Source organism: Pseudomonas sp. RG1 (genome assembly GCF_025910115.1).
Taxonomy (GTDB): Bacteria; Pseudomonadota; Gammaproteobacteria; order Pseudomonadales; family Pseudomonadaceae; genus Aquipseudomonas; species Aquipseudomonas atacamensis.
This window is the reverse complement of sequence record NZ_JAPCIK010000019.1, coordinates 1-12,128: the sequence shown is the minus strand read 5'-3', so window position 1 is coordinate 12,128 and position 12,128 is coordinate 1. Positions and strand designations below refer to the sequence as shown.

The window sequence follows — 12,128 nt, the reverse complement described above, 5'->3', positions numbered from 1 at the left end:
CTGCAACGCATTTCCCTGTGGGAGCGAGCTTGCTCGCGAAGGAGCCAGATCAGCCACCGAGAATTCAAGGCTTGCGCAGCAAATAGGTATCCATGATCCACCCATGCTCCGCCCGCGCCGCTTTGCGCACCCGTTCGATCTCATCGGCGACATCCGCCAGCCGGCCGCTGAGCAGTATCTCGTCCGGTGTGCCCAGGTAAGCGCCCCAGAAAATCTCGGTCTGCCGATCCGCCACCCGCTGGTAGGAATCCTCGGCATCGAGCATCACCACCAGACTGTCCGCTTCACTCACCTGCCCCGCCGCCAATCGCCGGCCTGTGGTGATTTCTACCGAGCGACCAATCGAGTTCAAGGATATTTTGTGCTGCGCAGCCAGGGCCTGAACGCTGGTGATCCCCGGTATCACTTCGTATTCAAACTGACAGCGGCATGATGCCTGAATCGCCTGAAGAATCCGCAATGTGCTGTCGTATAACGCCGGATCGCCCCAGATCAGGAATCCGCCGCACTGGCCGTCGGACAATTCTTCATTGATCAGCTGTTCGAATGTCTGCTGCTTGGCGCGATTCAGTGCATCGACGCTCGCCGTGTAGTCGACATCGCCGCGCTCGCGCTCTGGGCTGCTGGCTTCGACAAAGCGATAAGCGTGGTCGGTGATGTAGCGCTCGCAGATCTCTCGGCGCAGGTCGATCAGCGTCTGCTTGCTCTGGCCTTTATCCAGCAGAAAGAACACATCGACCCGATTCAGCGCTTTCACCGCCTGCATGGTGATGTAGTCCGGATTGCCGGCGCCAATGCCGATGACCAGCAGCTGTTTCATCAGGATTCCTCGTCAAGGGCCATGCCCGGCAAGCGTAGTCGCCAGATGCCATTGAAGCGCAAGTCGATCATCGCCAGCGGCTCAACGTCGATTGCGTGGAACGCCGCGCCTTGCAGCACCTGCATCAGCGCCGCGCGCATGACGAACGGATGAGTCACCGCCACGACATGTCCAGGCGTTGCAGCGATTGTGTCCAGCCACTTTGCCACCCGCTGCGTCAGTTGCCTGACTGATTCGCCGCCATGGGATGCCGCTTCAGGATCGGCCAGCCAGGCTTGCAAAGCCTGGTTTTCGTTGGCTTGCAGATCCTTGATCGACTGGCCGTGCCAGCGTCCCCAATCGCAATCGCGCAGGGCTTGATCAATCTGCGCATCGACGCCAAACCATGCCGCCGTTTGCTGAGTTCTCAACTCCGGGGCACACACCAGCCGCCGTGTTACCGCCAATCGCGCCCTGAACGCGTCGGACGGAACAGCCAGATTTTCAACAGGCTCGTCCGTAGGAAAACGCGCCAGTTTCTGTGCGACGGTTCGCGCATGGCAAATCAGTGTCAAACGGCTACTTGGCACAAGCAGGTTCTCGGTCGAAAGATAAAACAAACAATGGCACACAGCCGATACGCGTCGCATTGTGCCGTAAAACCTCGGCGTTCAGGGTTGTCACCGGCGCGTCGCTGAGCTTGGGATAGGTAATGTCTGACACAGCAATCGGCAAAGGACTACAACAGCGCGCTACTTCGACGTAGCCCTTATTACACGGGCACCTTGCACACTTTTGGTGCTCGAAAAACCTGTACAAAAATTAGCTAGACATGTAACACCCATTACTTAAATACTCGTTTAACGGATTGTGAAACGAATTCGACACCCCATCCAGCAGGAGCCCGGATGCCCCCTCTCAGAGACCTGATCACCGACCCCGGCCTGGACCTGACGCCATCGGAGCGCAAAGTCGTTCGCGCCCTGCTCGATCAGTATCCACGCAACGGTCTCGGGCCTATGGCGCGACTGGCCGAACATGCCGGCGTCAGCGATCCGACCATCGTGCGTCTGGTGAAAAAGCTCGGTTTCGGCGGTTATGCCGAATTCCAGGAAGCCCTGCTCAGCGACATGGACCATCGCCTGCGTTCACCGCGCACCTTGTTGCAGCCGCGCTCGCAGCAGAACAAGGACGATGCCTGGGCGCATTACCTGGCGGACAGCCAGCGCTTGCTGATCGACACCCAAGCCCTGACCCAGCCTGAGGACGTGCGCATCCTCGTGGAATGGCTGCTCGACAGCCGCCATCAGGTCTACTGTTTCGGTGGCCGCTTCAGCATTCTGCTGGCCAATTACCTGCTCAACCACCTGCGTCTGCTGCGCCCCGGCTGCTTCGCCCTGGAAGACAACGCCCTGCTGCCCGACCGTTTGTACGATTTGCAACGTCAGGACGTGGTGCTGGTGTTCGACTACCGGCGCTACCAGACCCAAGCCCTGCGCGTTGCGCAGGCGGCGAAAAACAACAACGCGCGAGTGGTGCTGTTCACCGATGTCTACGCCTCGCCGCTGCGCGAATTGGCCGACCTGATCATCAGCGCGCCGGTGGAATCGGCGTCGCCGTTCGACACCATGGTGCCGGCGCTGGCGCAGGTCGAGGCGTTGATCGCCTGCCTGACCTTGCGCGTGCCGGACCCGGCGGATCGCCTGGAAGGCATCGATGCCCTGCGCAACGACTTTGCGACTCACCTGCTGGAGGACAAATAAGGATGTTCAGCCTTCCCCACCGCTCGCCTCGGGACCTGCCGTTTGCGACCGACCATACCGCTTTGTTGCTGGTGGACATGCAGCGCGCCTGGCTCGAACCGCAATTCGACCCGCACCTGAGCGAGCCGGATGCCGAGTATTTTCTCCAGCGCACGCGCAGCCAGGTGGTGCCCAACCAACAGCGTCTGCTTGGCGCCTTTCGTCAGGCGCAGCAGAACGTGCTGCACACGATTATCGAAAGCCTGACCGCCGACGGTCGCGACCGCTCGCTGGATCACAAACTGTCGGACATGCACCTGCCCAAGGGCAGCGTGCAAGCTCAGGTCATCGCTGAACTGACCCCGACCGAAAACGAAATCGTGCTGCCGAAGACCTCCTCCGGGGTGTTCAATTCAACCAACATCGATTACGTGCTGCGCAATCTGCAAACCCGGCATCTGATCATCGCCGGCATCGTCACCGACCAGTGCGTCGACATGGCTGTGCGCGACGCCGCCGACCGTGGCTATCTGGTCACGCTGGTGGAGGATGCCTGCGCCACTTACACAGCTGAACGCCATCACGCCTGCCTCAACGCGATCAAGGGTTACTGCTGGATCACCGACACCGACACCGTGCTCGGTCGCTTGCAGGAGATGCAGCCATGAGCCCGCGCCTGACGCCTTTACCGATGACCACGCTGGTGACAACCGACCTGATCGGCATCACCCGTGGCCGCTCGTTTCCCAGCGATGAGCTGGAGCACTATCAGGCCGCGGGTTGCGGTTGGGTACCGGCCAACAGTGCGTTGACGCCGCAAGACATCATCGCTTCGAGCAATCCGTGGGGCGCGTATGGCGACCTGCGGCTGATTCCCGATCTGAGCAGCCGCGTCACTGTCGGCAGCGGTCCGGATGCCAATGCGCCGGTGCTGGATTTCATTCACGCCGATATTCGCGAGACCGACGGCCAGGCATGGGGCGCCTGCCCACGCACATTGCTGCGCGATGAAATCGAGCGCTATCACGATGAGCTGGGGTTGCAGGTCAACGCCGCCTTCGAACATGAATTCAACCTGCACGCAGGTATTGCCGAACACGCGGCGTTCTCTCTCGAGGCGCAGCGCCAAGGCGCCGAATTCGGCGGCTGGCTGCTCAGCGCCCTGCGCGCCGGCGGCGTCGAGCCGGAAATGTTCCTGCCGGAATACGGCAAGCACCAATACGAAATCACCTGCCGCCCGACGCTTGGCGTGGCGGCGGCGGATCGCGCGGTCAACGTGCGCGAAATCACCCGGGAAATCGCCCGGCAAATGGGCCTGGATCTGAGTTTTGCGCCGAAGACTGCCGCCGAGGCGGTGTGCAACGGTGTCCATCTGCACGTCAGCCTGCTCGATCTGGCCGGCCAGCCGATGCTCTACGACGCTGGCACCAGCAACGGCCTGTCGAGCATCGGCCAGCACTGGGCTGCCGGAGTCCTGCATTTTCTGCCGGCGCTGTGCGCGTTCACCGCGCCGACGCCGCTGTCCTACCAGCGTTTGCAGCCGCACCACTGGAGCGCGTCGTATGCATGCCTGGGGCAGCAGAACCGTGAAGCGGCGCTGCGCATCTGCCCGACTGTGACCTTGGGCGGCAAGTCTGCCGCGCAGCAGTTCAACCTGGAATTCCGCGCCATGGACGCCACTGCCTCGCCGCATCTGGCCATGGCCGCGCTGCTGATTGCCGGGCGGCTGGGCATCGAACAGCGTCTGGCGCTGAACGCGGTTACCGATGATATTCCCGATTCACTCAACGACGAGCAACGCAAGGCCCGGGGCATCGTCGCCCTGCCCGCCTCGCTGGCCCAGGCGCTGGATTGCCTGCGTGACAGCGCAGCCTTCAACGAATGGCTGCCCAAGCCGTTGCTCGACACTTATTACGCCCTGAAAACCGAGGAACTGGCGCTGACGGAACAGCTCTCGCCCGCTGACTTGTGTGAGCACTATGCACGCCTGTACTGAATCCGCTGAGCTGGGGTTGTATACCCGCCCGGTCTACAACCTGAGCCGCGAGGACTCGACGAATCCGTTGATCCTGGTGTGCGAACACGCCAGTCGCTACATTCCCGAAGCCCTGAACAATCTGGGCCTGGACGAGGCGGCCGCGCGCGAACATATCGCTTGGGACATCGGTGCGCTGCAACTGGCCGAACAGTTGTCGGAACAACTCGGCGCCACGTTGCTCAGCGCCAGTTATTCACGGCTGCTGATCGACCTCAACCGCCCGCGCCATGCGCCGGACAGCATCCCGCTGCAGAGCGAGATCTACCCGATACCTGGCAATCGCGAGCTGGATGAGGCGACCCGCGAGTACCGGCGCCAGACGTTGTTCAAACCTTTTCATGCGCGCTTGCAGATGTTGATCGACGAGCGCATTGCCAAAGGTCTGCCGGTGCGGGTGGTCGGTGTTCACAGTTTCACCCCGGTGTATTACGGCCAGCCGCGACCACTGGAAGTCGGCGTGTTGTTCGGCCAGGCCCAGGACTATGCTCAGCGCCTGCTCGACGGGCTGCAAGCGCACCCGCTTAAAGTCGCGGGCAACCAGCCGTACAAAATTGATCCCTTGGGCGACATGACCGTGCCCGTGCACGGTGATGCCAGGGGCCTTGAGGCGGTGCTGATCGAGGTGCGCAATGATCTGCTGCGCAGTCCCGAAGCGGTTTCGCGCTGGGCAGGTTACCTCGCACCTTTGCTGTAAATGACGGACCGATAAAACATAAACCGACCGATGGCTGACAAGGAGTTGCGCTTCATGGAAATTGAAGAATTCGGCTACAAGCAAGAGTTGAAACGTAGCCTGACGCTGACCGATCTGGTGGTGTACGGGATGATCTTCATGATCCCCATCGCCCCGTTCGGTGTGTATGGCTACGTCAACGCCGAAGCACCGGGGATGGTGCCGCTGGCGTACATCATCGGCATGGTGGCAATGCTGTTCACCGCGCTGAGTTACGGCAGCATGGCCAAGGCCTTTCCGATTGCCGGCTCCGTATATTCCTACGCCCAGCGCGGCCTCAATCAACATGTCGGTTTCATCGCTGGCTGGCTGATGCTGCTCGATTACCTGCTGATTCCACCGCTGCTGTACCTGTATTCGGCGATGGCGCTCAACCATTTGTACCCGGACATTCCCAAGGTCGGCTTCATCCTGGCGTTTCTGGTCAGCGCGACGTTCGTCAACCTGCGCGGCATCACCTTCACCGCGCGGATGAACATGCTGTTCCTGCTGGCACAACTGGTCGTGCTGGGCATCTTCCTGTTCTACGCCTGGAACGCCCTGCACAACGGTGGCGGTAACGGTGAGCTGACGCTGGCGCCGCTGTATCACCCGCAAACCTTAAACTTCGCCCTGCTGATGCAAGCCGTGTCGATCGCCGTGCTGTCGTTCCTCGGCTTCGACGCGATCTCCACCCTCGCCGAAGAAATCAAGGGAGATCCGGGCCGCAGTGTCGGCAAGGCAGCGCTGATCACTCTGGCAGTGATGGGCACGATTTTCGTCGTACAAACGTGGATAGCCACCGATCTGGCAGCGGGCATGGGCTTCAAATCCGCCGACACCGCGTTCTATGAAATCGCTGAAATCGCCGCCGGCAGCTGGCTGGCGACCCTGACCGCCGTCGCCACGGCGCTGGCCTGGGGCGTCGCGGTGGCGATCACCTCGCAGGCCGCCGTCTCGCGCCTGCTGTTCGGCATGGCCCGCGACGGCAAGCTGCCGAAGGTGCTGGCCCAGGTCCACCCGAAACACAACACGCCGTACCTGAGCATTTATCTGGTGGCGGTGTTGTCGCTGCTGATCTGCTACCTGTTCATCGACGCGGTCGACATTCTCACCTCACTGATCAACTTCGGCGCCCTCAGCGGTTTCATGCTGCTGCACCTGACGGTGATCAACCACTACTGGCGTCGGCAGAAGTCGCGGCAGTTTGTGCGCCATCTGCTCTGCCCGGTGATCGGCTTCGTCATCGTTGCCGCCATCATGTACAACATGGGCGTCGATGCGCAGAAACTCGGCCTGATCTGGATTGCCCTGGGCCTGGTGTACCTGTTTTTCCTCAACAAGCTCGGCGCCAGCACAGCGCTGCCCGATCCGAGCAAAGGCTGACAAGAAAAAGAGCGGCGTCTGACAACAAATCAGGCGACCGCCGATTCAACGCGTGGAAACCGACAGTGATAGTCAGGTTCGGCGAATGGGCCGAACCTTTTGATACAGGAGTACATCCATGCTGGTCTTACGCCCAGTCGAGCAGAATGATCTGCCCCAGCTACAGCGCCTGGCCCGCGAGAGCCTGATCGGCGTGACCTCGCTGCCGGATGACAGCGAACACCTGCGCGAAAAAATCGCCGCGTCGTGCGCGTCCTTCGATAGCGCCGCTCAGGCGCAGGGGCCGGAGAACTACTTCTTCGTGCTGGAAGATCTCGAACGCCGGCAATTGGTCGGCTGCTCGGAAATCCTTGCCACCGCCGGCTTCAAGGAGCCGTTCTACAGCCTGCGCAACCGCCATTTCACCAGCGCTTCGCGGGAATTGAACATCGAGCACGGCGTACCGGCGTTGTCGCTGTGCCATGACCTCAGCGGGCATACCTTGCTGCGCGGTTTCCACATTGATGCCGCGTTGGTGCGCACGCCGTTTTCTGAACTGCTGTCGCGGGCGCGCCTGCTGTTCATTGCTGCGCATGCACAACGCTTCTCCGAGGCGGTGATCACCGAAATCGTCGGCTACAGCGACGAGCAGGGTCACTCGCCATTCTGGGATGCGCTGGGCAAGCACTTTTTCGACCTGCCCTACGCCGAAGCCGAGCGTCTTTGCGGTTTGCAGAGCCGCACGTTCCTTGCCGAACTGATGCCGCAATACCCGATCTACGTGCCGATGCTGCCGCCAGCGGCGCAGGACTGCATCGGCCGCGTGCACCCGGACGGCCAGGAAGCCTTCGACATCCTCGCGCGGGAAGGCTTCGAAACCAACAGCTACATCGACCTGTTCGACGCCGGCCCGACCCTGTATGCGCGCACCGCGAACATTCGCTCGATCGCCGACAGCCAGACCGCCAGCGTCCGCCAACAAGCATCGACCGACGCCCGTGGCCGTTACCTGCTGAGCAACGACGCCCTGCATGACTACCGCGCGATGGTCACCGAACTCGACTATCACCCCGGTCAGCCGCTGTCCCTGACACCCGCCATCTGCGCGGCGCTGAAGGTCAGCGATGGCAGCTCGATACGGCTGGTCGCTCTGTGAGCCGCGTTAGCCATCCGCGCCTGAATCGGTACGCCAAAGGAGTTGGAGCATGATTGTCCGTCCGGTAAAAGTCAGCGACCTGCCTGCCTTGATGACCCTCGTCGAACAGGCAGGGCCAGGTTTCACCACCCTTCCTGCCAACGAAGACCGCTTGGCGCACCGGGTGCGTTGGGCACAACGGGCGTTCGCAGAACAGGTGGAGCGCGCCGATGCCGATTACCTGTTTGTCCTCGAGGATGATGAGCAGCGCGTGGTCGGTGTCAGCGCGATGGCCGGCGCCGTTGGCTTGCGCGAGCCCTGGTACAACTACCGGCTCGGCGTCACCGTCAGTTCGGCACCGGACCTGGGCATTCAGCGGCAGATCCCGACATTGTTCCTCAACAATGAACTGACCGGCCAATCGGAGCTGTGCTCGCTGTTCCTGCGCCATGACCAGCGCAACGGCAGCAATGGCCGCCTGTTGTCGCTGGGTCGCTTGCTGTTCGTCGCCGAATTTCCGCACCTGTTTGGCGAGAAGATGATCGCCGAACTGCGCGGCAGTGCCGATGAAAACGGTTGCTCGCCGTTCTGGGACAGCCTGGGCCGACACTTTTTCCAGATGGATTTCACCCACGCCGATCACTTGTCCGGCCTGGGCAACAAAGCCTTTATCGCCGAACTGATGCCGCGCCAGCCGCTGTACACCTGCCTGCTCACCGAACAGGCGCAGGCGGCGATCGGCCAGACGCATCCGAACACTCAACCAGCGTTGAAAATTCTTCAAGCTGAAGGCTTTGCGCACAAAGGCTACATCGACATTTTCGACGGTGGCCCGGTCATCGAGGCGCCAATCCGCAGCATCCGCACGGTGCGCGACAGCCTCGAACTGACCCTGAGCCTCGGCACCCCCGACGAGCAGGCGCCGCTGTGGCTGATTCACAACCGCCGGCTGGAAAACTGCCGCATCACCGCGGCCCGCGGTCGACTGGTGGGCAACAGCTTGGTGGTTGATCGTCTCACCGCCAAACGCCTGCAATTGCAGCCGGGCAATTCGGTGCGTGCGGTGCTCCTGCCCCATCAACAGCAACATGCCGTGGCGGCCTGATATTTCCAGCACGGGAGATTAAACCTTTCAGCCGCCAGTCCTGCCGCGCAAATTCGTCATGATTCTTGACCCATTCGCGTGATAGCCTTTTCATTCTTCGGCGTTGACACCTTTGCTCAAGCCTTTCCATTCCTTATGTATTGGTGGAACTCGTATGACCAGGCTTTCCCATCAAGATTTGCGCCGCAATTTCCGTCAGCTGCTGGCCTCCGACACCTGCTACCACACCGCTTCGGTGTTCGACCCGATGTCGGCCCGCATCGCCGCTGACTTGGGTTTTGAAGTAGGTATCCTCGGCGGCTCCGTGGCCTCGCTGCAGGTGCTTGGCGCACCGGACTTCGCCCTGATCACCCTCAGCGAATTCGCCGAACAGGCCACGCGCATCGGTCGCGTCGCCCAATTGCCAGTGATCGCTGACGCCGACCACGGCTACGGCAATGCCCTCAACGTGATGCGCACCATCGTCGAACTGGAACGCGCCGGCGTCGCTGCACTGACCATCGAAGACACCCTGCTGCCCGCGCAATTCGGGCGCAAATCCACCGACCTGATCACCGTGGCCGAAGGCGTCGGCAAGATCCGCGCGGCGCTGGAAGCCCGGGTCGATACGGAAATGGCGATCATCGCCCGCACCAATGCCGGCATTCTGCCGAACCAGGAAATCATCAGCCGCACCCGCCAATATCAGGCGGCGGGCGCTGACGGCATCTGCATGGTCGGCGTGCAGGACTTTGATCAACTGGAACAAATCGCCGAGCACCTGACCGTGCCGCTGATGCTGGTCACCTACGGCAACCCGGCCCTGCGCGACGACAAACGCCTGGCCGAACTCGGTGTACGCGTGACCATCGACGGCCACGGCGCCTACTTCGCCGCGATCAAGGCAACCTACGACAGCCTGCGCGAACAGCGGCAGATCTTCACCCAGGCCTCCGATCTGAGCGCGACCGAGTTGACCCACACCTATACCCAGCCGGAGGAATACATCCTCTGGGCCAAGGAATACATGAGCGTCAAGGAGTGATGCATACGCTGTACCGGCCCCTTCGCGAGCAGGCTCGCTCCCACAGTTGAAATGCACTCCCCTGTGGGAGCGAGCCTGCTCGCGATAGCGACAGCCGCTACACCGCTAAACCGGCGCCTTGTACCCCGCCTCCCGCTGCGCCGCCCGCGCCTGAATCACATTCAAAATCGCGCAGCCCTCGCGCATCAGCAGATGAACCGCGCTGGTCACCCGCGTCAGATCACAATCGGAAATGCCCTTGAGGTTAAGGCTGGCAACGGTGTCGGCCAGATCGCGCACGACCACAAACCGGTGCATCGCACAGGCGGCCATGTCGCTGAGTTCAGTGTGGGTATTGATGAAGAGCACCGGGGATTCGGCGTCGTAGGTGTCGATGGGGAGATAGCGCGGCATTACTTGGTCGGTCATAAAGTTCACTCCAAAGAGGGGTCTGGTGCTGTATTCGACCGGCCAAGATCGTCGCAGAGTTATCTGCGAACGGAGACTATAAAAGTCGCGCCCAACGGCCGCAACCAGAGCTTCTGTCGGACTTTTCGGTATTTTTTGTACGCCGCCCTCGACTTCCACACTTCCCACAAAAAGCCCCTCACCCTAGCCCTCTCCCGGAGGGAGAAGGAACCGATTGGGGGATGCTCGGGAGCTACTAATGATCGTTCCCACGCTCCGCGTGGGAATGCAGCCCGGGACGCTCTGCGTCCCACACAAAGCCGAACGCGGAGCGTCCGTTGAGGCATTCCCACGCAGAGCGTGGGAACGATCGCTCCTTCACCGCGGCTTCGCCAACTCCATGATCATCCGCGACAACAGATAAATCCGCGGCGCCACGCTCGCCACTTCGGCATATTCCTCCGGCGTGTGAATATTGCCGCCGACAATGCCGAAGCCATCCAGCGTCGGCGTTCCTACGCCTGCGGACAAACTGGCATCCGCCGCGCCACCACTGCCCTCCTCGGTGAGCTTGCGGCCAATTTCGCCGTAAATGCCTTGGGCCATGGCCATCAAGCGATCCGACTCAGCGGTCTGCGGCATCGGCGGTAAACCGCGCTGCAAGGACGTTTTCACTTCGGTATCGGCAATCAACTTGTCCTGCGATACCCGCGCCAGATCCTTCTCGATGCGATCAAATTCCTCCGGCACTGCCGCACGCACATCCGCTTTGGCCGTGGCCTGATCAGGAATCACGTTGGTGCGATCGCCGGCCTTGAGCACGGTAAAGTTGATGGTGGTTTTCTTCGCTTCATCGCCGAGCTTGCCCAGTTGCAGAATCTGGTGCGCCGCTTCCATCGCCGCGTTCCGTCCAAGCTCTGGCGCGACGCCGGCGTGGGCGGCCTTGCCTTTGACTTCGACCAGCGCCGTCGCACTGCCCTTGCGCCACACCACCAGGCCATCGGCGGGGCGGCCCGGTTCGAGGTTGAGGGTCACATCGTGCTGTTTGGCGGTTTTCTTGATCAGGTCGGTGGCGACGTCCGAGCCGGTTTCTTCGCTGGCGTCCAGCAGGAAAGTGATCTGCGCGTAGTCTTTGAAGTCGAGGTTCTTCAGCACTTTCAGCGCGTAGATGCCGGCGACGATCCCGCCCTTGTCGTCCATCACCCCCGGCCCGTAGGCACGGCCGTCCTTGATGTGGAATGGCCGCTCGGCCGCGGAGCCTTCCTTGAACACCGTATCCATGTGCGCCATCAGCAGGATTTTCGCCTTGCCGGTGCCTTTGAGCGTGGCCAGCACGTGGTTGGATTTTTCCGGGGTGTTGGGTACCAACTCGATGGTGGCGCCGAGTTTCTTCAGCTCATCAATGGCGATCTCGCTGACCTGTTTCAGGCCCGGTTCATAACCTGAGCCGGAGTCGATATTGACCAGTCGCTCCAACAATTTCAGGGCTTCGGGCTGATACTGCTCGGCATCGGCGAGCACTTGTTTGTGCGGTTCGGCGGCGTTTGCGGCCGAGAATGCGAGGGACAGACCGAGGCTGGCGGCCATCAGAGAGCGGGGAAATGAGAACGTCATGAAGCAGTCCTTGTTTCGTGTCGGAGGGATTCAACCGTAACCGACATCGGCGCAAGGCTCTATAGCGGATGCGACACTGATCTAACCGACAACACATACCCAGGTGGGAGCGAGCCTGCTCGCGAAGGCGTCGTGGCAAACGATATTGATACCGACTGACCCAGCGCCTGTCTCTTATACACATCTGACGCTGCCGACGATTAACGT

General features: G+C 61.3%; 12 protein-coding genes. 8 read left to right on the top strand and 4 right to left on the bottom strand.

All coding sequences use genetic code 11. The annotated features are described in order from the left end of the window. Positions 1 to 64: 64 nt before the first annotated feature. Entirely contained in the window at positions 65 to 820 is a 756-nt protein-coding gene (gene cobF / locus OK411_RS11450; protein WP_217879739.1) for a precorrin-6A synthase (deacetylating), read from the bottom strand. Next, the gene (locus OK411_RS11445; RefSeq protein WP_217879738.1) at positions 820 to 1,389 is read right to left on the bottom strand and encodes a histidine phosphatase family protein; all 570 of its coding nucleotides are present in this window, start codon (positions 1,387 to 1,389) and stop codon (positions 820 to 822) included. Before OK411_RS11445 ends, cobF begins: the two co-directional genes overlap by 1 nt. A gap of 318 nt (positions 1,390 to 1,707) precedes the next feature. Here OK411_RS11445 and OK411_RS11440 point away from each other — a divergent pair, with 318 nt between their 5' ends. From OK411_RS11440 to OK411_RS11405, 8 genes are all read left to right on the top strand, one after another. Further along, on the top strand, positions 1,708 to 2,562 hold the full coding sequence (locus tag OK411_RS11440; RefSeq protein WP_056784613.1) for a MurR/RpiR family transcriptional regulator: 855 nt from the start codon (positions 1,708 to 1,710) through the stop codon (positions 2,560 to 2,562). Between the two features lie 2 nt (positions 2,563 to 2,564). Continuing rightward, a complete protein-coding gene (locus tag OK411_RS11435; RefSeq protein WP_110645847.1) occupies positions 2,565 to 3,209 on the top strand; it encodes an isochorismatase family cysteine hydrolase in 645 nt (214 codons plus the stop codon). Then, a complete protein-coding gene (locus OK411_RS11430; RefSeq protein WP_264364901.1) occupies positions 3,206 to 4,537 on the top strand; it encodes a glutamine synthetase in 1,332 nt (443 codons plus the stop codon). The genes OK411_RS11435 and OK411_RS11430 overlap by 4 nt, the downstream gene beginning before the upstream one ends. Next, positions 4,521 to 5,273, top strand: coding sequence for an N-formylglutamate amidohydrolase (locus OK411_RS11425; RefSeq protein WP_136494015.1), 753 nt, complete (start codon positions 4,521 to 4,523; stop codon positions 5,271 to 5,273). Before OK411_RS11430 ends, OK411_RS11425 begins: the two co-directional genes overlap by 17 nt. Positions 5,274 to 5,327: 54 nt before the next feature. Then, the gene (locus tag OK411_RS11420; protein WP_264364900.1) at positions 5,328 to 6,677 is read left to right on the top strand and encodes an APC family permease; all 1,350 of its coding nucleotides are present in this window, start codon (positions 5,328 to 5,330) and stop codon (positions 6,675 to 6,677) included. Positions 6,678 to 6,795: 118 nt separating this feature from the next. Further along, positions 6,796 to 7,812 (top strand): arginine N-succinyltransferase, encoded by a 1,017-nt coding sequence (locus OK411_RS11415; protein ID WP_123441710.1) that lies wholly within the window; start codon positions 6,796 to 6,798, stop codon positions 7,810 to 7,812. Between the two features lie 49 nt (positions 7,813 to 7,861). Beyond that, positions 7,862 to 8,896 (top strand): arginine N-succinyltransferase, encoded by a 1,035-nt coding sequence (gene astA, locus OK411_RS11410; RefSeq protein WP_136494013.1) that lies wholly within the window; start codon positions 7,862 to 7,864, stop codon positions 8,894 to 8,896. Positions 8,897 to 9,050: 154 nt separating this feature from the next. After that, on the top strand, positions 9,051 to 9,920 hold the full coding sequence (locus tag OK411_RS11405; protein WP_016774123.1) for an isocitrate lyase/PEP mutase family protein: 870 nt from the start codon (positions 9,051 to 9,053) through the stop codon (positions 9,918 to 9,920). Positions 9,921 to 10,025: 105 nt separating this feature from the next. Here OK411_RS11405 and OK411_RS11400 read toward each other — a convergent pair whose 3' ends face one another. Both OK411_RS11400 and OK411_RS11395 read right to left on the bottom strand, forming a co-directional pair. Then, entirely contained in the window at positions 10,026 to 10,328 is a 303-nt protein-coding gene (locus tag OK411_RS11400) for a hypothetical protein (RefSeq protein WP_264364899.1), read from the bottom strand. Positions 10,329 to 10,685: 357 nt separating this feature from the next. After that, positions 10,686 to 11,921 (bottom strand): M20/M25/M40 family metallo-hydrolase, encoded by a 1,236-nt coding sequence (locus OK411_RS11395; RefSeq protein WP_130889028.1) that lies wholly within the window; start codon positions 11,919 to 11,921, stop codon positions 10,686 to 10,688. Positions 11,922 to 12,128: the final 207 nt, after the last annotated feature.

Excerpts from the sequence above, each read along its gene's own strand:
- OK411_RS11435 (WP_110645847.1), top strand. The coding sequence starts at position 2,565 with ATGTTCAGCCTTCCCCACCGCTCGCCTCGGGACCTGCCGTTTGCGACC.
- astA (WP_136494013.1), top strand. The coding sequence starts at position 7,862 with ATGATTGTCCGTCCGGTAAAAGTCAGCGACCTGCCTGCCTTGATGACC.
- OK411_RS11425 (WP_136494015.1), top strand. The coding sequence starts at position 4,521 with ATGCACGCCTGTACTGAATCCGCTGAGCTGGGGTTGTATACCCGCCCG.
- OK411_RS11415 (WP_123441710.1), top strand. The coding sequence starts at position 6,796 with ATGCTGGTCTTACGCCCAGTCGAGCAGAATGATCTGCCCCAGCTACAG.
- OK411_RS11400 (WP_264364899.1), bottom strand. The coding sequence starts at position 10,328 with ATGACCGACCAAGTAATGCCGCGCTATCTCCCCATCGACACCTACGAC.
- cobF (WP_217879739.1), bottom strand. The coding sequence starts at position 820 with ATGAAACAGCTGCTGGTCATCGGCATTGGCGCCGGCAATCCGGACTAC.
- OK411_RS11395 (WP_130889028.1), bottom strand. The coding sequence starts at position 11,921 with ATGACGTTCTCATTTCCCCGCTCTCTGATGGCCGCCAGCCTCGGTCTG.
- OK411_RS11420 (WP_264364900.1), top strand. The coding sequence starts at position 5,328 with ATGGAAATTGAAGAATTCGGCTACAAGCAAGAGTTGAAACGTAGCCTG.
- OK411_RS11405 (WP_016774123.1), top strand. The coding sequence starts at position 9,051 with ATGACCAGGCTTTCCCATCAAGATTTGCGCCGCAATTTCCGTCAGCTG.
- OK411_RS11440 (WP_056784613.1), top strand. The coding sequence starts at position 1,708 with ATGCCCCCTCTCAGAGACCTGATCACCGACCCCGGCCTGGACCTGACG.
- OK411_RS11430 (WP_264364901.1), top strand. The coding sequence starts at position 3,206 with ATGAGCCCGCGCCTGACGCCTTTACCGATGACCACGCTGGTGACAACC.